This window comes from Variovorax sp. GW460-12-1-14-LB1 (genome assembly GCF_059423605.1).
In genome coordinates this window covers 12,848-32,522 of the sequence record NZ_JBWKYF010000036.1, presented here as the reverse complement: position 1 = coordinate 32,522, position 19,675 = coordinate 12,848, and the positions used below count along the sequence as shown (strand labels likewise).

Below are 19,675 nucleotides of genomic sequence, written 5' to 3'. Positions count from 1 at the left end.
AGAGGCAGGGATGCTCGACAAACTCAACGAATTCACCGAAAGCCACGGCGAGCTGCGCCGCGGGCGCGGGCTGGTCACGGGCACCATCGCCTTCAGCCTCGCTGCCCTGTGCTTCCTGGGCGTGCTGGCCTTCCACTTCCCGCAGTACTTGACGACGCCCGAGCTGCGCAAGAGCTACAACGTCGATGTGATGCGCGTCATCCTGCTCACCGCGCTGGTCATCGCGGGCGGGCTCTCGCTGGTCAACATCATCTTCAACCGCTCGCGCTGGCTCTCGTCGGCCGCGTTCCTGCTGGTGGTGGTGTCTGCGCTGCTGGGCGGGCACAAGGTGCCGGTGCACGACTTCGCGGACCACACGCCGTACATCGGGCTCGATTGGTTCATCCTCGACCTCTTGGGCTCGTCGCTGATCTTCATCTTCATCGAGAAGCTCTTTGCGCTGCGCAAGGACCAGCCGGTGTTCCGCGAAGAGTGGCAGACCGACTTTCATCACTTCGTGGTGAACCACATGATCGTGGGCTTCGTGCTGCTGGCCACCAACCTCATGGTGCACAAGCTCTTCGGCTGGGCCGCCAACGACGGCATCCGCGGCTGGGTGAGCAACCTGCCGTTCTGGGCCGGCATCCTGCTGATCATTCTCGTGGCCGACCTCGTGCAGTACTGGACGCACCGCGCCTACCACGAGGTGCCGGTGCTGTGGCGCCTGCACGCCGTGCACCACAGCGTGAAGAGCATGGACTGGATGGCGGGCTCGCGCCAGCACATCCTCGAATTGCTGATCACGCGCACGCTGGTGCTCGCGCCCATCTACGTGCTGGGCTTCAGCAAGGACGTGATCGACGCCTACATCGTGGTGGTCGGCTTCCAGGCGGTGTTCAACCACTGCAACGTGAGCGTGCGGCTGGGCCCGCTGCGCTACCTGATCGTGACGCCCAACTTCCACCACTGGCACCACAGCCAGGACATCGAGGCGCTCGACAAGAACTACGCGGCGCACTACGCCTTCCTCGACTACATCTTCGGCACCGCCGTGAAGAGCACCAAGCTCTGGCCCGAGAAGTACGGCGTGCTGGGCGACTACGTGCCCAACGGCTTCTTCAAGCAGCTGAAGTTCCCGTTCGTCTGGAAGGGATGACCATGGGCTCCCTTCTTCGCGCGGTGGCGCTCGCCGCGGCGCTGCCGCTCTTGCTCTCGGCCTGCGCCACGCGCATCGAGATGCCTTCCGAAACCTCCGGCCTGCGCCTGCGCGTGCAGAGCTCGGTGATCGCCCCCGGCAACGGCGGCGAGCTGATCGGCGCCGAGGTGCTGGCGCCCGGCGACATCCTGCTGACCTCGATCGCCACGGTGAACTCGTTCGGCATCCGCCTGGGCACCTTCTCGCCCGTGAGCCATGCCGTGCTGTACCTGGGCGACGGCCAGATCGCCGAGGCCGTGGGCACCGGCGTGCGCGCGCGACCGCTGGCCGAGGTGGTCGACGAAGAGCAGATGGTCGTGGCCTTTCGCGTGCCGGGCCTCGTCACGGCCGATGTCGAGAAGATGCGTGAGTGGGCGCATTCACAGGTCGGCACCCGCTACAACACCGCCGGCGTGCTGCTGAACGCGCCCTTCGTGCTGAACCGCCGGCTGTGCGAGCTGCCGCTGATTCCCTCGGCCGTCAGCGCGTACTGCATCAGCGGCCTGGCCACGGTGCAGCTGGGCGCCAGCCGCAACGACCAGTTCTTCTGCTCCCAGTTCGTGCTGGAGGCCTACCGCCAGGCCGGCGTGCCGATCACCGACGCCGACCCGCGCTGGGTGAGCCCCGCCGACCTGCTCCACATGCGCGAAGGCGACGTGCCCTCGATCGCCGCCACGCAGCCGCTGCGCTACGTGGGCCACCTCAAATACAACCCGCCGCCGGTGCTGGCGGCGGACGGACCCGCTTGAGCTCTTCTCCTCCCTCTTCTTCCTTTGACGTCGTTGTCGTCGGTGCCGGCGCCGCCGGTCTTTTTTGCGCCGCCCTGGCGGGCCAGCGCGGCCTGCGCGTGCTGCTGGTCGACCACAGCGAGAAGGTCGGCGAAAAGATCCGCATCTCGGGCGGCGGCCGCGCCAACTTCACCAACCGCGACCTCGACGTGCGCGCCCCGCAGTGCCATTTCGTCGGCGACAACCCGAATTTCTGCCGCTCGGCGCTCTCGCGCTACGCGCCGCAGCAGTTCATCGACATGGTGCAGCGCCACGGCATCGCGTACCACGAGAAGCACAAGGGCCAGCTGTTCTGCGACGGCTCCTCGCAGCAGATCGTCGACATGCTGCTGGCCGAGTGCGCCGCCGGCAACGTCGAACGCTGGCAGCCGTGCAAGCTCGGCGACATCGCCTTTGTCGACGGGCGCTACCAAATCAGTAGCACGCGCGGCCCGATCGACGCGCCCAAGCTCGTGGTGGCCACCGGCGGCCTGTCGATTCCCCAAATTGGTGCCAGCGATTTCGGCTACCGGCTCGCCGAGCAGTTCGGCCTGCGGCTGGTCACGCCGCGTCCGGCGCTGGTGCCACTGACCTTCGGCGGCGACGCCTGGGCGCCCTACGCCGGCCTGGCCGGGCTGGCGCTGCCGGTGCGCATCGAGACTGGCGGCAAGAAGGACAAGATGGCCTTCCTGGAAGACCTGCTGTTCACCCACCGCGGCCTGTCGGGCCCGGCGGTGCTGCAGATTTCGAGCTACTGGAAGCCCGGCGCCCCGCTGACGCTGGACTTTGCGCCCGGCACGGACGTGGCCGAGTCGCTGACCGACGCCAAGCGGCGCTCGAAGAAGCGCATCGCCAACGAGCTGGCCGCGCTGGTGCCCTCGCGGCTGGCCGACGCCTGGGTCGGCGAAGACCCGGCCCTGCAGCGCCCGGTCAACGAAGCCACCGACAAGGCGCTGGCGGCGCTGTCCGAGCGCATCGCCCGCTGGCAGATCACCCCCAGCGGCACCGAGGGCTACAAGAAGGCCGAAGTGACGGCGGGCGGCGTCGACACCCGCGATCTGTCGTCCCAGACCATGGAATCGAAGCAACCGGGCCTGTATTTCATCGGGGAAGTGGTCGACGTGACGGGTTGGTTGGGCGGATACAACTTCCAGTGGGCCTGGGCCAGTGCCCATGCGTGCGCAACCGCGCTATAATCTCGGGCTAACTTCCGGCCTTCCCTCAACGGCCACCAAAGATTTCAGTTGAGGAACCCCGGCTTTGGGCCTCGATCTCCCCGAGCCAACTTCAGTTCAACGATTCATCAATGACCACCATCCGCGTTAAAGAAAACGAGCCCTTCGACGTCGCCCTGCGTCGCTTCAAGCGCACCATCGAAAAGCTCGGCCTGCTGACCGACCTGCGCGCCCGCGAGTTCTACGAGAAGCCGACGGCTGAGCGCAAGCGCAAGAAGGCAGCTGCGGTCAAGCGCCACTACAAGCGCGTGCGCAGCATGCAGCTCCCCAAGAAGCTGTACTAAGCAACGCCCAGGGTGGCTGGCCCCGACGAAAGTCCCCGCCAGCGCCCCGTTGCACCAGCCGCGCCAGGGAAACCTGCCGCGGCTTTTGTTTTTTCCGAAAGGTTGCGAAGAATGACTCTCAAAGAACAAATCACCGAAGACATGAAGACGGCGATGCGCGCCAAGGACTCGGAGCGCCTGGCCACCATCCGCCTGCTGCTCGCCGCCATGAAGCAGAAGGAAGTCGACGAGCGCGTGGAACTCGACGACGCCATGGTCGTGGCCATCGTCGACAAGATGGTCAAGCAGCGCAAGGACTCGATCGCCGCGTTCACCACGGGTGGGCGCGCCGACCTGGCCGACAAGGAAGCCGCCGAGATCAAGGTGCTCGAGGTCTACCTGCCCCAGCGCATGAGCGCCGACGAAACGGCCGCCGCGGTGAAGGCCATCGTGGCCGAACTGGGCGCCTCGGGCCCCGGCGACATGGGCAAGGTGATGGGCGTGGTCAAGACGCGCCTGGCCGGCAAGGCCGACATGGGCCAGGTCAGCACCGCGGTCAAGGCCGCCCTCACGGGCGCCTGAGGCGGCCACCGCCATGAAGAACGGCAGCAGCAGCCCGCTCGGCGCCGCCCCCGTCGCGACGATCCCGAAGGCCTGCGCCTGCCTGGTCGATGCGCAGGGCCGGCTGCTGGTGTTCCGTCATCCCGAAGACGGCAACATGCAGCTGCCCAAGGGCACCATCGAGCCCGGCGAGTCGCCCGAGGCGGCCGTGCGGCGCGAGCTGCTCGAAGAGTCGGGCCTGGTGTTCGCCGGCCGGCTCGAATCGCTGGGCACGCTGGAGCGCGAATGCGAAGCCGGCGTCGAAGGCAACACGCACCGCCATCCGCAGCGCTGGCACATCTTCCTGATGCGCGACCACCGCGCCCTGCCCGAGACCTTCGAGCACATGGCCACGGGCAGCCCGGAAGAAGAAGGCCTGGTGTTCTCGTTCTACTGGCTCGAGGCCGACGCCCCCATCGAGGACTTCGCCCTGCCCTACCGCCAGACCATCGAGCGCGTGCGCGCGGCCCTGCTGGCCGCCAGCTGACCGGTCACGGGATCAGGCGGACATGACGGCGCGCAGCGCCATGTACGCCCCCAGCAGCGCCAGCCCGATCAGGAAGCAGCGCCGGAACACGGCCACCGGCAACCGCTGCCGCAACCAGGTGCCCAGCACCATGCCGCCGACCGCCGGCACCAGCATCGCCAACGACCCGCCCAGCACCGCCGCCGGGTAGCTTCCGTTGGCCGCCAGCCCCAGGGCCAGCACCACGGTCGACGTGGTGAACGAGATGCCCATGGCCTGGATCAACGCGTCGCGCTGGAAACCCAGCGCCTGCAGGTACGGCACGGCCGGCACCGCGAACACGCCGGTCACGGACGTCACCAGTCCCGTCGCAGCGCCCACCACGGGCCCCAGCCAGCGCGCCTGTGCGTCGCTCACGTGCAGCTGCCGCCCCGTCAGCCCCCACAGCGCATAGATCACCAGCGCCACGCCCAGCGCCAGCGAAGCCCAGGCCCCGGCCGGTACGCCCAGCCACCACGCCCCGGCGAGCGTGCCCACCACGACACCGGCCTGCATGCGACCGATGCGGCGGAACACGGCGCCGAAGCTCGCGCGCGCCCCGGTCTGCCAGAGGTTGGTGACCAGCGACGGCACGATCAGCAGCGCCGCCGCCTGCGCGGGCGACATCCACAGCGCGAGCAGCGCCATCGCCACGGTCGGCAGCCCCAGGCCGATCACACCCTTGATCAGGCCGGCCAGCAGGAAGACCGCGGCGGCCGCCGCCCACAGGCCCATCGCTTCGTTGGAGATCGTCATCGCCGCGGAGTCTGCCGACCGGCGCCCTCACTGGAAATGCGGCTTTCGCGCAGCCAGCCTCAGGCACAGGCTGAGGCTGGCGTGCTACCTTGCGGCCCATCATGCGATTCGACCTGACCGACCTGCGGCTCTTTCTCCACGTCGTCGAAGCCGGCAGCCTCACGGCCGGCGCTGGCCGCTCGCACATGACGCTGGCCTCGGCCAGCCAGCGTGTGCGCGGCATGGAAGACGCGCTCGGCACGCCCCTGCTCACGCGCCACGCGCAGGGCGTGCGCCCCACCGAGGCCGGACGCACGCTGCTGCACCATGCGCGCGTCGTGCTGCAGCAGATGGAGCGGCTGCGCGGCGAGCTCGGCGAGTACGGCCAGGGCCTCAAGGGCCACGTGCGCTTCATGTGCGGCACCTCGGCGCTCACCGAGCACCTGCCCGAGGTGCTGAGCCGCTTCCTGGCCGAGCATCCGCGCATCTCGGTCGACCTCGAGGAGCGCGCCAGCCCCGACACCGTGGAGGCCCTGCGCAGCGGCCTGTGCGACATCGGCATCGTCTCCGACGCCATCGACAGCGACGGCCTCGAATGCCACCCCTTCCGCCGCGACGACCTCGTGCTGGTGATGCCGCGCGGCCACGCGCTGGCCAGCCGGCGCCGCGTGCACCTGGCCGAGGTGGTCGACAGCGAGTTCGTCGGCCTGCCCGCCGACAGCGCGCTGCAGCAGCTGATCACCGGGCACGTGCGCGCGCTCGCCAGGCACCTGGCCTACCGCGTGCGCGTGCGCAACTTCGAGGCCGTGTGCCGCATGGTCGAGTACGGCATCGGCGTGGGCATCGTGCCGCAGACCGCGGCCGAGCGCTGCGCCCGCTCGATGAAGATCGCGCGCGCCTCGCTCGCCGACCCCTGGGCCGAGCGCACGCTCATGGCCTGCGTGCGCTCGTCGCAAGACCTGCCGCTCAATGCGCGGCGCATGCTCGACTACCTGACCGCGCCACCGCCGCCGGCGGAGGCTACGCGCAAGTGACCGGCCGCCCCTGCCGCGCACGCGCCGCAATGAAGGCCTCGAAGGCTTCGCGGCTGGTCTTGCGCGGCACGTAGCCGAACTGGGTCTTCAGCGCGGTGTTCAGCAGCACCGGCCGGTAGCGCAGGAAGTCGAGCTGCTCGGGCCCGTAGCGGCTCACGCCCAATGCCGATCCGGCGGCCAGCGCCGCCTGCAGCACGCCGGCCGGCCAGGCGATGGCGCGCTTGCCGAGCCGCGCGGCGATCTCGTGGATCGTGAGCGCGCCGTCGCCCGCGAGGTTGTAGCAGCCGGGCGGCGCGCCGCCGAGCGCGTGGGCGATGGCGCCGGTCACGTCCTCGTCCCACACGAACACGAAGGGGCTGTCGCTGCCGCGGATGGCGATCAGCCGCTTCTTCTCGAACAGCGCCGTGATCTGGTTGTCGACGCGCTCGCCGAGGATGGTGCCGATGCGCAGCACCGTCTGCGCCAGCGCGGGATGCTGCACGCGGCAGTCGGCCAGCATCTCTTCCACCTGTCGCTTGTGGTCGGCATAGGCGAACACCGGGTTGCCGCGCAGTGGCTGCGACTCGGTGATCCAGGCCGGGTTGTCCGCGTGGTAGCCGTAGGCCGCACCACTGGACGACACCACGATGTGCCCCACGCCGCGCGCCACGCAGGCGTCGAGCACGTTGCGCGTGCCGCCCACGTCGACCGAATGCTCGAAGGCGCGGTTCGAACCCTTGCCGGGCGTGACGATGGACGCGAGGTGCACCACCGTGTCGATCGCGTGTTCGGCGAGCACGTCGGCGATGCCGTCGTCGCGCACGTCCTGCTGCAGGTAGGCCACGCCGGGCAGCCGGCGCTCCGTGGGCACCTCGCGCACGTCGAGTGCCACCAGGGTTTCGAAGGTGCCTTGCGCGGCCAATGCCGCGAGCACGCTGCGCCCGAGAAAACCGTCACCGCCCGTCACCAGCACGCGCCGCGCGGACGCCTTCCAGACCTCGCTCATGGCGTCGCAGGCTTGCGCCCCCACCAGCTCGCCAGCGCGAGGCCCGCGATGATGTCCCAGAAGCCCCACACGCCGGCCACCACGGCCATGCCGCCGAGCCCGCCGAAGAAGCTGAAGATCAGCACCAGCCCGAGCCCCGCGTTGCGGATGCCCACCTCGATGGCCACCGCGCGCCGGTCGTAGTCGCCCAGCCCCGAGAGCCGCGCGCACAGGTAGCCGGTGCCGAAGGCCAGCGCGTCGTGGATCACCACGGCCATCAGCACCAGTCCCACGTAGTCGAGAAAGTAGCGCCAGTTGCCCGCGATGGCGCCGACGATGAAGGCGATCAGCGCCAGGAAGCTCAGGATGCGCGCCGGCTTCTTGATGCGCGCCGTGAGCCCCGGCAGCTTGTGCGCGCAGGCCACGCCCAGCACGAAGGGAATGCCGATGATCATCACGATGTGGCCCAGCATGTCGAAGGGGTCGAGCGCGATGGTCTTGAGCAGCACCGAGGCCGTGGGATGCAGGCCGCCCCAGAACGCGAAGTTCAGCGGCATCACCACGATGGAGAGCGCATTCGAGATGGCCGTCATCGACACCGACAGCGCCACGTTGCCGCCCGCGCGGTGCGTGAGGATCTGCGAGATGTTGCCCGGCGGGCAGCAGGCCACGAGGATCATGCCCAGCGCGATGCTCGGGCCCGGCTGCAGGATCAGCGTGAGCACGAAGGTCACGGCCGGCAGCACCACGAACTGCGCACCGATACCCACCGCCATCGCGCCGGGCATGCGTGCCACGCGCCTGAAGTCGTCGATGCGCGTGTCCAGCGCAATGCCGAACATCAGGAAGCCCAGCACCACGTTGAGCAGCACCAGCGAGGCCGGGTTGAAGTGCAGGCGGATCTCGTCGACAGGCAGCATGCGCGGAACCCCTTGTAGAAAGACGATCAGTCAGCCAGTGCGGCAGCGGCCTGGCGCACGGCCGCGCGGTAGGTGTCCTTGTGCACGTAGTAGGCCATGCGCTCCAGCTGCAGGTACTTGAAGCCGCCCGACAGATCGGGCGGCGGCCCCTGCACCGCCGTGCGCAGCGCCGTTGCCTTGGGCGAGCCCGCGGCCTGCGCGCGGAAGTAGCGCGCCAGCAGCTCGGCCTGCTCGTAGCGCCCCTGCCAGCCGATGCCGCTGGCCTCGATCATGCCGAGCACGCCCAGCGTCTCGAAGCGCGGCGAGAAGATGTTCAGGTACAGGCGCGGCGCCATGCCCTGCCAGTTGAGCAGCTCGCGGTCGATGAACGGGTAGTGCAGCGCGTAGCCCGTGGCCGTGAGGATCAGGTCGTAGTCGCGCGCGCTGCCGTCCTTGAAATGCACGGTGCGCCCGGCGAGCCGCGCGATGTCGGCGCGCACGCCGATGTCGCCATGGCCCACATGGTGCAGCACCAGCGAGTTCACCACCGGGTGCGACTCGTACATCTTGTAGTCGGGCTTGGGGAAGCCGAAGCGCACCGGGTCGCCGGTGAACCACTGCAGCACGGTGGCGTCGACCTTCTGCTTGAGCCACGGCGGCAGCGGGCGCTTGCCGCCCAGCGTGTCGGCCGGCTTGCCGAACACGTACTTGGGTACGAAGTAGTAGCCGCGCCGCACCGAGATGTCCACGCTCTGCGCGTAGTGCACCGCATCGACCGCGATGTCGCAACCCGAGTTGCCGGCGCCGACGATCAGCACGCGCTTGTCCTTGAAGAGCTCCGGGTGCTTGTAGCTGCTGGTGTGCAGCAGCTCGCCGTCGAAGTGGCCTTCGAACTGCGGATGCTTGGGCTCCGACAGCGTGCCGTTGGCGATCACCACGCCCTTGTACTCGTCGGTCTCCACGGTGCCGTCAGGCGCCTCGACGCTGACGCGCCAGCGCGTGTCGGGCGCGTCGCTCACCGGCTCCACGCGCAGCACGCGCGTGCCGAAGCGGAAGTGCGCGCGCAGGCCGAAGCGGTCGGCAAAGTCGCTGAAGTAGCGGCGCAGCTCGCGGTGGCTCGGGTAGTCGGCCACGGTGTCGGCCATTGGGAACTCGGCGAACTCGGTGGTGCGCTTGCTCGAGATCAGGTGCGCCGAGTGGTAGACCGTGGAACGCGGGTTGTCGATGTCCCAGAGGCCGCCCACGTCGCTGTGCGCCTCGAAGCCCTGGAACGGAACGCCGAGCTTCTGCAGATTGCGCGCGCCCGCCAGGCCCGAGGGCCCGGCGCCGATGAGGGCGATCTGTTCGTGTGTCGGAACGGCGGTGGCAGAAGGCGTCATCGGCGGGAAGGTTCTTTCTCTTTCTGGGAATTCAGGCCGGGAATGGCGGTGGCGCCCGCCTCGCCCACACGCGGCTTGCGCGGCTGGCCGCGCAGGAGCCGGTCGTGCAGCGGCGCGGGCAACAGGCCCAGTGCTTTCGACAGCCACCCGATGCGCCGCGGCAGCACGATCTTTTCGCGCCGGGCCGCCAGCCCCGCCAGCAGCTGGCGCGCCGCCGCGTCGGCCTCGAGCAGCCCCGGCATCGCGAAGCGGTTGCCGGCCGTGAGCGCGGTGCGGATGTAGCCCGGGCTCACCGTGTGCACCGTGAGCCCCGTGCCACGCAGCTCGGCGCGCAGGCTTTCGAGATAGCGGATCAGCCCGCCCTTGCTCGCGCAGTAGGCACCGTTGCCCGGCATGCCGCGCCAGCCCGCGATGCTGGCCACGCCCACGAGCGCGCCGTGGCCCTGCGCACGCATCGGCTGCACGAAGGGCTGGAAGGTGGTGGCCGCGCCGAGCAGGTTGATCTCGAGCATGCGGCGGAACACGGCCAGGTCGTCGGCCTCGGCGGTGTCGTAGCCACCGGCCACGCCCGCGTTGGCGATCACGAGATCGGGCGGGCCGAAGCGCTGCATCCAGTCGGCCGCCATCGCCTGCATGGCGGGGCTGTCGGACACGTCGGGCGTGTAGGCCTTGCAGCGCCCTTCGCCTTGGGCAGCGAGCGCGGCGAGGCGTTCGGTGTCGAGTCCCACCAGCGCCACGCGCGCGCCGCCGTCGATCAGCGCACGCGCCAGCGCCTGCCCCAGGCCGCCGCAGGCACCGGTGAGAACGACATTGCGAAACGGCAAGAGCATGGGCAGGGAGGCGCGCAAGGCTGCGAGTGGCAAAACGCAGCCACTGTAGCCGCGCCCTGCCAGCGCACTCCCCAGCGTTTCCCCTTGTCCCGCGCCCTTGCGGGGCGTTCAGGCGGCTTCGGCGGCGGGAAATTCGATCTGGATCTTCACATCCGTGACGCGCCCGGCCGCGGCCTCCTCGAACGCGGCGATGCCGTCCTCGAATGCGAAGGTGCGCGAGATGAAGGGCTTCACATCGACCTGCCCCGACGCGATGAGCGCCAGCGCGCGCGGAAAGATGTTGGCGTAGCGGAACACCGACTCGATGCGCGCTTCTTTCGCCTGGATCGCGACGATGTCGAAAGCCACCTTGGCGGCGGGTATGCCCACCAGCACGAGGCAGCCGCCGGGGCACAGCAGGTCGAACACGTTGTCGAAGGCGCGCGTGCTGCCGCTGGCCTCGAAGACCACGTTCGCGCCCCAGCCGTCGGTGAGGGCCTGCACGGTGTCGGCGAGGCTGGTGCTGCGCACGTCGACCGTCGTCACCGCCGGGTTGTGAGCGAACAGCGCCAGCTTCTCGGGCACGAGGTCGGCCAGGATCACGCGCGCCGCGCCGCCCGCGAGCGCGGCCAGCGCCGTCATCGCGCCGATGGTGCCGGCGCCGATGACCACCGCCACGTCGCCCGGCTTCAGCGCCGCCTTCTTCGCGGCCTGCAGGCCGATGGCCAGCGGCTCGACGATGGCGCCTTCGCCGAAGCTCACGTTGTCGGGCAGGCGGAAGGTGAAGGCCGCCGGGTGCACCACGTAGGGCGTGAGGCAGCCGTGGATCGGCGGCGTGGCCCAGAAGCGCACGGCAGGGTCGAGGTTGTAGAAGCCTTCGCGCACGGCGCGCGAGTCCATGTCGGGAATGCCGGGCTCCATGCAGACGCGGTCGCCGGGCTTCAGGTGAGTGACTTCGGCGCCCACCTCGGCCACCACGCCCGAGGCCTCGTGGCCGAGGATCATGGGCGCATCGACGACGTAGGGGCCGATGCCGCCGTGCTGGTAGTAATGAACATCGCTGCCGCACACGCCCACGGTGTGCATGCGGATCTTCACGTCGCGCGGGCCGACGTGCAGCGGCAGCTCGACATCGCGCAGCGTGATCTCGTGCGCCTTTTCCAGAACCAGTGCTTTCATTGCATCTTTCTCAGAGGGTTGAAACGAGGGCTGCCACTCAGTGCAGCACGGCGTCCGGACGCAGCAGCGAAGCGCCCGTCGCGACATCGAACAGGTGCACCTGCTGCGCATCGGCCACGAAGCGCAGCGGCTCGCCAAGCCGGGGGCCCGCCGCGGACGGCAGGAGCACGGCGATCTCTTCGCCGCCCTGCCCCACGCTCACCAGAACTTCGTTGCCGAGGTATTCGATGAGCTGGACCTCGCCGGCAAAGCCTTCGCCGTTCGACTTGGCGGTGTCGAGGTACAGGTGCGCCGGGCGCACGCCCAGCGTCACGCGCGCGCGGCCTTCGAGCGCGAAGCGGCGCGCATCGACGCGCACCGAGCCGCCGCCTCCGCGCAGCTCGCACTGCCCGTTGTCCAGGCCGTGCACCGCCATCTCCATCAGGTTCATCGGCGGCGTGCCGATGAAGCCGGCCACGAAGGCCGAGCGCGGGCGCTCGAAGATTTCCTGCGGCGTGCCGACCTGCTCGATACGCCCGTCGCGCAGCAGCACGATGCGGTCGGCCAGCGTCATGGCCTCGTGCTGGTCGTGCGTGACGTACACGGTGGTGGTCTTCAACGTCTGGTGCAGCTTCGCGATCTCGATGCGCATGTGGTTGCGCAGCTTGGCGTCCAGGTTCGACAGCGGCTCGTCGAACAGGAACACCTTCGGCGTCTTGATCATGGCGCGCGCAATCGCCACGCGCTGCTGCTGGCCGCCCGACAGCTCGGTGGGCTTGCGCTGCAGGTAGCGCTCCAGGCCCAGCGTGTCCGACACCTCCTTGATGCGGCTGTCGATCTCGGCCTTGGGCACCTTCAGGCGCTTGAGCCCGAACGCGATGTTGTCGCGCACCGTCATGTGCGGGTACAGCGCGTAGTTCTGGAACACCATCGCGATGCCGCGCTCCTGCGGCGGCAGGTCGTTCACGCGCTGGCCGCCGATGTGCAGGTCGCCCCCGCTGATGTCTTCCAGGCCCGCGAGCATGCGCAGGATGGTCGACTTGCCGCAGCCCGAGGGGCCGAGGAACACGACGAACTCGTTGTCGGCCACGTCGAGATCGAAGGCGTGGACGACCTGCGTTTCCCCGTAGCGCTTGATGAGGTGGTGACAGTGGATGGCAGACATTTGTTGTTCTGGAGAAATGGAAGTGACAGGGTTCATTCAGCCTCCCGCTTGCGCTTGAACGCGGCATTGAGAAAACCGCTGAGCACGCCCACCATGAGCAGCGGCGGCAGCGACAGCAGGATGACCGAGGCATTCAAGATGCCCCACGGCACATCGCGCCCGAGCTGGCTGAGTTCCGACGCCACGATGGGCAGCGTCTTGGCCTCGGAGGTGGTGAGCATCAGCGCGATGAGGAACTCGTTCCACACCAGCACAAAGCCGAAGGCGATGGCCCCTACCAGCGAGCGCGCGGCAATCGGCAGCGCGATGCGAAAGAAGATCGCGTAGGGCCCGTAGCCGTCGACGCGGCCGGCCTCTTCCACCTCCTTCGGCACCGCCTTGAAGGCCGGAATGGCGAGCCAGATCACGGTCGATAGCGTGAGCAGCGTGTAGGTGGCGATGAGCGCGATGCGCGAGTCGTACAGCTCCAGTTGCAGCCAGATCACCATGAGCGGAATGGCCACCGCCACCGGCGGCAGGAAGCGCATCGACAGCACGAAGAACTGGATGTCGTTGCCCCAGCGCAGCGGGTAGCGCGCCAGCGCATAGGCGGCCGGCAGGCCCAGCACCGCGCCGATGATCACCGCCGCGCCCGCCACCACGATCGAGTTGACCAGCCCCGCGGCCACGGCCTCGCGGTTCAGCACGTACAGGTAGTTGTCGAGCGTGGGCGTGAAGAAGAACTTCGGCACGGCCGAGACGATGTCGACCCGGTTCTTGAACGAGTTGAGAAAGGTCCACAGCACGGGCACGAGGGCCGAGAGCCCGGCCGCGATGAGCGCCAGCCGCGCCAGCAGCGTTCCGATGGCAAGCTTCTTCATGACGGTTTGGTCCATTTCCAGATGTAGGTGAATGCGACCGTGGAGGCGACCATCATCAGCACCGCCATGCTCGACGCGTACGAGATGCGGCCCGACTCGATGAACCCCTGCGAGAAGGCGTACATGTCGAGCGTCTCGGTCGAGATGCCGGGGCCGCCGCGCGTCATCACGTAGATGAGGTCGAAGGCGCGCAGCGACTCCACCATCTTCACGAAGGCCAGGCTGATGAGCGGCGCCTTCAGCATCGGCAGCGCCACGTAGGCATACACCTCCCAGGTCTTCGCGTGGTCTAGCCGCGCGGCCTCGAAGGGCTGCGGCGGCAGGGTTTCGAGCAGCTTCAGCACGATGACGCCGAAGAACAGCCCCCACTGCCACACGTCGACGAAGGCCACCGTGAGCAGCGCCAGCACCGGGTCGGCGAACAGGTCGAGCGGCTCGCCGGTGATCGCCTTGTAGGGCCACGTGATGAGGCCGAACAGCGGATGGAAGGCGAACTTCCAGACGAAGGCGGCCGACACGCGCGGCAGCAGCACCGGCACGATGAACAGCATCGACAGCACCTGGCGCCAGCGCGGCGTGGCGCAGCGGTGCATCAGCGTGCCCATGAGCACGGCCAGGGCCATGGTGGCGCTGACGGTCAGCACCTCCCACACCAGCGACACGCGCACCGAGTTCAGGAAGCGCCGATCGGAGAACAGCTGCACGTAGTTGCTGAACCAGACCCAGCCGGTGTCGGCCTGGCCCAGCTCGCGGTCCTGCAGCGAGATGGCGATGGCGAACACCGTCGGCACCAGCGCCAGGACCGCCAGCACGAGCAGCCCCGGCCCGATGAACACGGCCGGCAGCCGTGGGGTGTGGGAACGCATGCTCACTTCTTGCGACGCGCGATCAGCTGCTTGGCGTAGGCGTCGAGTTCGTCGAGCCCGCCCTGGATGTCGGTGCGCGAGCCGGTGATCAGCTCTTCCAGAATGATCCCCCAGCGGTCGCCCAGGTCGGGCCAGGCCGGGTCTTGCCAGAAGTTCACGGCCGTGACCTTGCCGGTGTCGGCCAGCGCCTTGCCCAGGTCGGCGCCGTAGCGCTTGGCGAACTCGGGGCTGCCGAGCACGCTGGTGCGGTTGAGTTCGCCGAACTGGCCTTGCGCGAGGCGGCGCTGCTCGTTCTCCTTGGACGTGGCCCAGGCGATGAACAGGCCCGCGCACTTCTTGGCCTCTTCGGTCTTGTTGGCGCGCGCGCCGATGGCCAGGCCGTGGCCGTAGCCGCCACCGGTGAGCGGCGTGGGCGGCACGGCGTAGGCGATCTTGCCGACCACGGTCGACATCTTCGGGTCGAGCGCGTTGCCGGCCAGCGGCGTCGATTCGACCAGGATCGCGACCTTGCCGGCCAGGAAGGCGCCGGTGGATTCGTCCCATCCGCCCGTCTTGGTGCCGGGCGCGGAGTACTTGAAGAGATCGAGGTAGGTCTGGGTCGCCTTCACGGCGGCGGGCGAGTTGAAGACCGGCTTGTCGCCGTCGAACCACTGGCCGCCGTAGCCGCGGAAGAACGGCATCCAGCGCCACACGTTGGCGCCCGAGCCGCGCTGCCCGCGCAGCGCCACGCCGTAGACGCCGTTGGCCGGGTCGTTGAGCTTCTTCACGGCCGCCACGAACTCGTCGAGCGTGGCCGGCGGCTTGATGCCCGCCTTCTCGAGCAGGTCCTTGCGGTAGACCATGAGGTCGCCGCCGCCGGTGAGGGGCGCGAACCAGGCCTGACCGGCGAAGGTCGCGACCTTCTGGCGGCCGGCGTCGAAGTCGGCGTAGTCGTAGCTGGCCGGGTAGTACGGCGTGAGCGGCACGATCCACTTCGACTGGACGAACTGGGCGACGTTGGCCTCGTCGACGTAGTACACGTGGTACTTGCCGACCGTGGAGGCATCGGCGCGCGACTTGGCGCGGCGGTCGTTCTCGTTGAGGTTGTCGATGCTGAACGAGGCACCGCTGAGGCGCTTGAACTCGTCCTTGGATTTTTCGAGCAGCGTCAGGCCTTCGCGCGGCTGCGACAGGACGCGCACGTCCTCCTTGCAGACCTGCGCCAGTGCGGCGGGCGCCAGCGTGGCCAGCGCGAGCGCGAGGCCGGCCAGACGGTGGGAATGCGGAATCGGCATGCTTGTCTCCTTCGTTGTTCGTGCAAATTGCCGGCGAAATGCCGGCAAATGCAACGAAACAAAGGTTAGGCGGCCGATCCGAAGGGCCTCCTACATGCCCACCGGGCACCTGATACTTTGCTGCCAAGCCGTCTCGGGGTTTAGCCCAAGAGGCAAGTACGTATCAGTCGGCCATCAGGCGGCGAGTGGCGTGTGCTGCGCGCTGCGCAGGCCGAAACGCTCCTGCGCCTGCTGCCGGTAGGCCGAGGGCGTCATGCCCTTGAGCTGCAGGAAGCGGCGGTTGAAGTTCGCGAGGTTCGAGAAGCCGACCTCGTAGCAGATGTCGCTCACCAGCCGGTCGGACACCTGCAGCATCTCGCAGGCCTTGGTGATGCGCAGCCGCGTGACGAAATCGGTGAAGGTGCTGCCCATGTGCTTGTGGAAGTAGCGCGAGAAGCTGCTCTCGGCCATGTTGGCGACGCCGCACACGGTGGGCAGCGAGAGCTCTTCGGCCAGGTGCGCGTGCAGGTAGTCGAGCACGCGGCGCATGCGGGTGTTGGCCGTGGGGTCCTCGTCGCTCGGGTCGGCGTTGCTCGAGATCTGGCGCCAGTCGCTCCAGCTGGCGAGCTCGTGCAGCAGGCCGATGAACTCCGACAGCCGGGCCATGCCCTTTTGCTTCTGCACGCGCCCGAAGCGCTCGCGCACGAGGTCGCCGATGCCGAAGAACTCGATGCCCAGCTTGGCGCGGTCGAGCATCGGCAGCACCGTCTCCAGCTCGGGGAACAGGTCGACGCCCTGCCGCAGGGGCGCGTCGCGGAAATGGATCACCATGCTGCGGTCGGCCACGCCCTCGGGCGGCACGTCGTGCGAGATCCAGGTGTGGGGCAGCCGCGCGCCCACCAGGGCGACATAGCCGGGCTCGAAGCGGCCGATGTGGTTGCCGACGAAGGCGTCGCCGCTGGTGCGGTTGATGCACTGCAGCTCGTACTCGTCGTGGTAGTGCCAGCAGTCGAAGGGCCAGGGCACGCCGTGCTGCAGGCAGCGCACCGAACTGCTACCCGCCGGCTCGAAGCCCAGGCGCGGGTCACGCAGCAGTTCGTGTTCGAGGGCCGGCTTGCGTACGGCGCTGTGTTTGCTCATGTCCTGTCCCCCTGTCCTTGAATGGAGGGGTCGTCGAACCAGCGCCGTTGCGAGCGGCAGGGCCTGTCAGGCGCCCGCCACCTTCATGCGGTTGACCAGGATCGACCCCGTGGTTTTTGCGCCGAAAGTGTACGCATCTGCGCCAATCGCCTCAATTCCCATCAACATCTGACGCAAATTGCCGGCAATCGTGATTTCCTGCACCGGATAGGCGATGCGGCCGTTTTCCACCCAGAAACCGCTGGCGCCGCGCGAATAGTCGCCTGTCACGTAGTTGACGCCCTGCCCCATCAGCTCGATCACGAACAGGCCGGTGCCGAGCTTGGCGAGCATGGCGTCGAGGTCGTCGCCGTGCTTCGTGAGGCGCGAGCTCAGCGTCAGGTTGTGCGAGCCGCCGGCGTTGCCGGTGGTCTTCATGCCCAGCTTGCGCGCCGAGTAGGTCGAGAGAAAGTAGCCTTCGAGGCGGCCGGCATCGACCACCTTGCGGGCGCGGGTGATCACGCCTTCGTCGTCGAAGGGCGAGCTGCCCTTGCCGCGCAGCACGTGCGGGTCTTCGGCCACGTCGACGTGCTTGGGCAGCACGGGCTTGCCCAGCGAGTCGAGCAGGAAGGTGCTCTTGCGGTACAGCGCCCCGCCGCTCACGGCCTGCACCAGCCCGCCCAAGAGGCCCACGGCCAGCGGCGACTCGAACAGCACCGGGCATTCGGTGGTCTTGATCTTGCGCGACTTCAGACGGCTGAGCGCACGCTCGGCGGCGTAGCGGCCCACGGCCTGCGGGCTGGCCAGTTCGTCGGCCGAGCGCATCGAGCTGTACCAGGCGTCGCGCTGCATGTCGTCGCCCTTGCCGGCGATGGGCGCCACCGAAATCGAGTGCCGCGAGCTGGCGTAGCCACCGCGAAAGCCGTGCGTGTGGGCGCTGAAGAAGTGGCTCTGCTGCGCCGAGACGCCGGCGCCTTCGCTGTTCGTGATGCGCTTGTCGGTCGACAGCGCCGCCGCCTCGCACTCCAGCGCCAGCTTGGCGGCCTGCTCGCTCGTCACGTCCCAGGGGTGGAACAGGTCGAGCTCGGGCTGCACCTTGGCGATGTCTTCCTCGTCGGGCAGGCCGCTCACCGGGTCTTCCGCCGTGAAGCGGGCGATGTCGTAGGCCGCCTGCACCGTGCGGGCGATGGCCGCCTCGGAAAAGTCGGAGGTGCTGGCGTTGCCGCGGCGGTGGCCCACGTAGACCGTGATGCCCAGCGACTTGTCGCGGTTGCGCTCGACGTTCTCGAGCTCGCCCTTGCGCACCGAGACGCTCAGGCCGCAGCCCTCGGAGGCCTCGGCGCCGGCGTCGGTGGCCCCAAGCTTTTTGGCGTGGGCCAGGGCCGAATCGACCAGGTTTTCGAAGAAGGAGCGGCTGTAGGCGAAGCCGGAATCGGCGCGCGAGGAGGATGTCGTCATGTGGTGGCTATGATACTTGCGCCCCCTGTTTCACGTTTTCCCTTCCGCGCCCCCTGTGCGCGTTGCAGCGCCGCACGGCGCGGCCCAGAATCCACCCCATGTCCCGCAAACCCAAAAAAGGCTATTTCGTCCGTGGCCACTTCGTTGCCGAAGGCAGCGAACTCGACCTGGAGCTCAAGCGCGAGCTCAAGGGCGGCACCGACGAAGCCAGTCGCACCGAACTCAAGCGCGAGAGCGCCGAACTGCAGAAACTGGGCGAAGAGTTGCTCACCCTGCGTGCCGGCCTGTTCGACGCCCTCCCGCTGAGCGAGAAACTGGTCGACGCCATCGCCGAGGCCAAGCGCATCACCAATTTCGAGGGCAAGCGCCGCCAGATGCAGTTCATCGGCAAGCTCATGCGCGCCCTCGACCCCGAGGTGCTCGAGGCCGTGAAGCAGGCGCTGACCGAGCAGAACACCGTGCCGGCTGCCGAAGCCGCCGCGCTGCACGAGGCCGAACGCTGGCGCGAACGCCTGATCGCCGACGACGACGCCCTCGGCGGCTGGATCGAAACCCACCCCGCCACCGACTCCCAGCAGCTGCGCGCCCTCGTGCGCCAGGCCCGCAAGGACCTGAAGTCCGGCCCCGCCGGCGAAGCACCGCGCCAGGGCAAGGCCTACCGCGAGATCTTCCAGCTCGTGCGCGCGCAACTGGCGGTGCATGGCGGCGACGACCACGCCGAAGCGGCTGCGGCGCAAGACCGGGAAGAAGACGCATGAGCGAAGGCTTCGATTCGGTGCGCATCGGCATCGTCTCCATCAGCGACCGCGCCTCCAGCGGCACCTACGAAGACAAGGGCCTGCCCGCGCTCAAGGACTGGCTGGGCCGCGCGCTGAAGAACCCCCTCGAGTTCGAAGCCCGCCTGATCCCGGACGAGGCCGACCGCATCAGCGCCACGCTCATCGAGCTGGTCGATGCCGGCTGCTCGCTCGTGCTCACCACCGGCGGCACCGGCCCCGCGCTGCGCGACGTCACGCCCGAGGCCACGCTGGCCGTGGCCCACAAGGAAATGCCCGGCTTCGGCGAACAGATGCGCCAGATCAGCCTGCGCTTCGTGCCGACCGCCATCCTCTCGAGGCAGGTGGCCGTCATCCGCGACCAGAGCCTCATCATCAACCTGCCGGGCCAGCCCAAGTCGATCGCCGAGACGCTCGAAGGGCTGAAGGACGCCGACGGCACACAGCTCGTGCCCGGCATCTTCGCCGCCGTGCCCTACTGCATCGACCTGATCGGCGGACCGTACCTCGAGACCGACGACACGGTCTGCAAGGCCTTCCGGCCCAAGTCGGCCGTTCGCGCCGCACGCTGAGGCGCAGGCCCCACGGGCCTGCCTGCCGCCGGTTCTCGCGCGGCGGCATTCACCACCGAAGACACATCTTGCTTCGCCGATGCG

General features: G+C 68.6%; 21 protein-coding genes. 9 read left to right on the top strand and 12 right to left on the bottom strand.

Annotated features, from left to right (window positions below):
* Positions 1 to 10 precede the first annotated feature (10 nt).
* The 6 genes from AC07Y4_RS18870 to AC07Y4_RS18845 all read left to right on the top strand — a co-directional run bounded on the left by AC07Y4_RS18870 (position 11) and on the right by AC07Y4_RS18845 (position 4,526).
* Entirely contained in the window at positions 11 to 1,135 is a 1,125-nt protein-coding gene (locus AC07Y4_RS18870; RefSeq protein WP_495274903.1) for a sterol desaturase family protein, read from the top strand.
* A gap of 2 nt (positions 1,136 to 1,137) precedes the next feature.
* Entirely contained in the window at positions 1,138 to 1,923 is a 786-nt protein-coding gene (locus tag AC07Y4_RS18865; protein ID WP_495274902.1) for a YaeF family permuted papain-like enzyme, read from the top strand.
* Positions 1,920 to 3,137 (top strand): BaiN/RdsA family NAD(P)/FAD-dependent oxidoreductase, encoded by a 1,218-nt coding sequence (locus AC07Y4_RS18860; protein WP_495274901.1) that lies wholly within the window; start codon positions 1,920 to 1,922, stop codon positions 3,135 to 3,137. Before AC07Y4_RS18865 ends, AC07Y4_RS18860 begins: the two co-directional genes overlap by 4 nt.
* Before the next feature lie 110 nt (positions 3,138 to 3,247).
* Positions 3,248 to 3,460 (top strand): 30S ribosomal protein S21, encoded by a 213-nt coding sequence (rpsU, locus tag AC07Y4_RS18855; RefSeq protein ID WP_007833691.1) that lies wholly within the window; start codon positions 3,248 to 3,250, stop codon positions 3,458 to 3,460.
* Between the two features lie 111 nt (positions 3,461 to 3,571).
* Positions 3,572 to 4,021, top strand: a complete 450-nt coding sequence (locus AC07Y4_RS18850) for a GatB/YqeY domain-containing protein (protein ID WP_495274900.1) — start codon at positions 3,572 to 3,574, stop codon at positions 4,019 to 4,021.
* Positions 4,022 to 4,034: 13 nt separating this feature from the next.
* The gene (locus AC07Y4_RS18845) at positions 4,035 to 4,526 is read left to right on the top strand and encodes an NUDIX domain-containing protein (RefSeq protein ID WP_095949101.1); all 492 of its coding nucleotides are present in this window, start codon (positions 4,035 to 4,037) and stop codon (positions 4,524 to 4,526) included.
* 12 nt (positions 4,527 to 4,538) lie between these two features.
* Here AC07Y4_RS18845 and AC07Y4_RS18840 read toward each other — a convergent pair whose 3' ends face one another.
* Positions 4,539 to 5,300 carry a sulfite exporter TauE/SafE family protein gene (locus tag AC07Y4_RS18840; protein WP_495274899.1) on the bottom strand — a complete coding sequence of 254 codons (762 nt, stop codon included), beginning with the start codon at positions 5,298 to 5,300 and terminating at the stop codon, positions 4,539 to 4,541.
* A gap of 101 nt (positions 5,301 to 5,401) precedes the next feature.
* Here AC07Y4_RS18840 and AC07Y4_RS18835 point away from each other — a divergent pair, with 101 nt between their 5' ends.
* Positions 5,402 to 6,313: a LysR family transcriptional regulator gene (locus AC07Y4_RS18835; RefSeq protein WP_495274898.1), complete on the top strand. Its 912-nt coding sequence runs from the start codon at positions 5,402 to 5,404 to the stop codon at positions 6,311 to 6,313.
* On the opposite strand, the gene AC07Y4_RS18830 is transcribed toward AC07Y4_RS18835, so the two are convergent.
* From AC07Y4_RS18830 to pmbA, 11 genes are all read right to left on the bottom strand, one after another.
* Positions 6,300 to 7,298 carry an SDR family oxidoreductase gene (locus tag AC07Y4_RS18830; protein WP_495274897.1) on the bottom strand — a complete coding sequence of 333 codons (999 nt, stop codon included), beginning with the start codon at positions 7,296 to 7,298 and terminating at the stop codon, positions 6,300 to 6,302. The genes AC07Y4_RS18835 and AC07Y4_RS18830 overlap by 14 nt on opposite strands.
* The gene (locus tag AC07Y4_RS18825; RefSeq protein WP_095949103.1) at positions 7,295 to 8,197 is read right to left on the bottom strand and encodes a bile acid:sodium symporter family protein; all 903 of its coding nucleotides are present in this window, start codon (positions 8,195 to 8,197) and stop codon (positions 7,295 to 7,297) included. The genes AC07Y4_RS18830 and AC07Y4_RS18825 overlap by 4 nt, the downstream gene beginning before the upstream one ends.
* Positions 8,198 to 8,223: 26 nt before the next feature.
* The gene (locus tag AC07Y4_RS18820) at positions 8,224 to 9,555 is read right to left on the bottom strand and encodes a flavin-containing monooxygenase (RefSeq protein WP_495274896.1); all 1,332 of its coding nucleotides are present in this window, start codon (positions 9,553 to 9,555) and stop codon (positions 8,224 to 8,226) included.
* Complete coding sequence (locus AC07Y4_RS18815) at positions 9,552 to 10,385, bottom strand: SDR family oxidoreductase (RefSeq protein ID WP_495274895.1); 834 nt, start codon at positions 10,383 to 10,385, stop codon at positions 9,552 to 9,554. Before AC07Y4_RS18815 ends, AC07Y4_RS18820 begins: the two co-directional genes overlap by 4 nt.
* Before the next feature lie 108 nt (positions 10,386 to 10,493).
* Positions 10,494 to 11,543 (bottom strand): NAD(P)-dependent alcohol dehydrogenase, encoded by a 1,050-nt coding sequence (locus AC07Y4_RS18810; RefSeq protein WP_495274894.1) that lies wholly within the window; start codon positions 11,541 to 11,543, stop codon positions 10,494 to 10,496.
* A 37-nt stretch (positions 11,544 to 11,580) separates the two neighbouring features.
* Complete coding sequence (locus AC07Y4_RS18805; protein ID WP_495274893.1) at positions 11,581 to 12,687, bottom strand: ABC transporter ATP-binding protein; 1,107 nt, start codon at positions 12,685 to 12,687, stop codon at positions 11,581 to 11,583.
* Positions 12,688 to 12,719: 32 nt separating this feature from the next.
* Entirely contained in the window at positions 12,720 to 13,532 is an 813-nt protein-coding gene (locus AC07Y4_RS18800; RefSeq protein ID WP_216850729.1) for a carbohydrate ABC transporter permease, read from the bottom strand.
* An 11-nt stretch (positions 13,533 to 13,543) separates the two neighbouring features.
* Positions 13,544 to 14,413 (bottom strand): carbohydrate ABC transporter permease, encoded by an 870-nt coding sequence (locus AC07Y4_RS18795; protein ID WP_095949108.1) that lies wholly within the window; start codon positions 14,411 to 14,413, stop codon positions 13,544 to 13,546.
* 2 nt (positions 14,414 to 14,415) lie between these two features.
* Positions 14,416 to 15,687, bottom strand: coding sequence for an ABC transporter substrate-binding protein (locus AC07Y4_RS18790; RefSeq protein WP_307693458.1), 1,272 nt, complete (start codon positions 15,685 to 15,687; stop codon positions 14,416 to 14,418).
* 174 nt (positions 15,688 to 15,861) lie between these two features.
* Positions 15,862 to 16,806, bottom strand: a complete 945-nt coding sequence (locus AC07Y4_RS18785) for a helix-turn-helix domain-containing protein (RefSeq protein WP_070063149.1) — start codon at positions 16,804 to 16,806, stop codon at positions 15,862 to 15,864.
* 66 nt (positions 16,807 to 16,872) lie between these two features.
* A complete protein-coding gene (pmbA, locus tag AC07Y4_RS18780) occupies positions 16,873 to 18,243 on the bottom strand; it encodes a metalloprotease PmbA (protein ID WP_062476484.1) in 1,371 nt (456 codons plus the stop codon).
* A gap of 98 nt (positions 18,244 to 18,341) precedes the next feature.
* On the opposite strand from pmbA, the gene yjgA reads away from it, so the two are divergent.
* Positions 18,342 to 19,001, top strand: a complete 660-nt coding sequence (yjgA, locus tag AC07Y4_RS18775; RefSeq protein WP_062476481.1) for a ribosome biogenesis factor YjgA — start codon at positions 18,342 to 18,344, stop codon at positions 18,999 to 19,001.
* Positions 18,998 to 19,591, top strand: a complete 594-nt coding sequence (mog, locus tag AC07Y4_RS18770; protein WP_159276060.1) for a molybdopterin adenylyltransferase — start codon at positions 18,998 to 19,000, stop codon at positions 19,589 to 19,591. Before yjgA ends, mog begins: the two co-directional genes overlap by 4 nt.
* Positions 19,592 to 19,675 lie beyond the last annotated feature (84 nt).

Coding starts and splice junctions, on each gene's coding strand:
- AC07Y4_RS18870 (WP_495274903.1), top strand. CDS start 11: ATGCTCGACAAACTCAACGAATTCACCGAAAGCCACGGCGAGCTGCGC.
- AC07Y4_RS18865 (WP_495274902.1), top strand. CDS start 1,138: ATGGGCTCCCTTCTTCGCGCGGTGGCGCTCGCCGCGGCGCTGCCGCTC.
- rpsU (WP_007833691.1), top strand. CDS start 3,248: ATGACCACCATCCGCGTTAAAGAAAACGAGCCCTTCGACGTCGCCCTG.
- AC07Y4_RS18850 (WP_495274900.1), top strand. CDS start 3,572: ATGACTCTCAAAGAACAAATCACCGAAGACATGAAGACGGCGATGCGC.
- AC07Y4_RS18845 (WP_095949101.1), top strand. CDS start 4,035: ATGAAGAACGGCAGCAGCAGCCCGCTCGGCGCCGCCCCCGTCGCGACG.
- AC07Y4_RS18840 (WP_495274899.1), bottom strand. CDS start 5,300: ATGACGATCTCCAACGAAGCGATGGGCCTGTGGGCGGCGGCCGCCGCG.
- AC07Y4_RS18835 (WP_495274898.1), top strand. CDS start 5,402: ATGCGATTCGACCTGACCGACCTGCGGCTCTTTCTCCACGTCGTCGAA.
- AC07Y4_RS18830 (WP_495274897.1), bottom strand. CDS start 7,298: ATGAGCGAGGTCTGGAAGGCGTCCGCGCGGCGCGTGCTGGTGACGGGC.
- AC07Y4_RS18825 (WP_095949103.1), bottom strand. CDS start 8,197: ATGCTGCCTGTCGACGAGATCCGCCTGCACTTCAACCCGGCCTCGCTG.
- AC07Y4_RS18820 (WP_495274896.1), bottom strand. CDS start 9,555: ATGACGCCTTCTGCCACCGCCGTTCCGACACACGAACAGATCGCCCTC.
- AC07Y4_RS18815 (WP_495274895.1), bottom strand. CDS start 10,385: ATGCTCTTGCCGTTTCGCAATGTCGTTCTCACCGGTGCCTGCGGCGGC.
- AC07Y4_RS18810 (WP_495274894.1), bottom strand. CDS start 11,543: ATGAAAGCACTGGTTCTGGAAAAGGCGCACGAGATCACGCTGCGCGAT.
- AC07Y4_RS18805 (WP_495274893.1), bottom strand. CDS start 12,687: ATGTCTGCCATCCACTGTCACCACCTCATCAAGCGCTACGGGGAAACG.
- AC07Y4_RS18795 (WP_095949108.1), bottom strand. CDS start 14,413: ATGCGTTCCCACACCCCACGGCTGCCGGCCGTGTTCATCGGGCCGGGG.
- AC07Y4_RS18790 (WP_307693458.1), bottom strand. CDS start 15,687: ATGCCGATTCCGCATTCCCACCGTCTGGCCGGCCTCGCGCTCGCGCTG.
- AC07Y4_RS18785 (WP_070063149.1), bottom strand. CDS start 16,806: ATGAGCAAACACAGCGCCGTACGCAAGCCGGCCCTCGAACACGAACTG.
- pmbA (WP_062476484.1), bottom strand. CDS start 18,243: ATGACGACATCCTCCTCGCGCGCCGATTCCGGCTTCGCCTACAGCCGC.
- yjgA (WP_062476481.1), top strand. CDS start 18,342: ATGTCCCGCAAACCCAAAAAAGGCTATTTCGTCCGTGGCCACTTCGTT.
- mog (WP_159276060.1), top strand. CDS start 18,998: ATGAGCGAAGGCTTCGATTCGGTGCGCATCGGCATCGTCTCCATCAGC.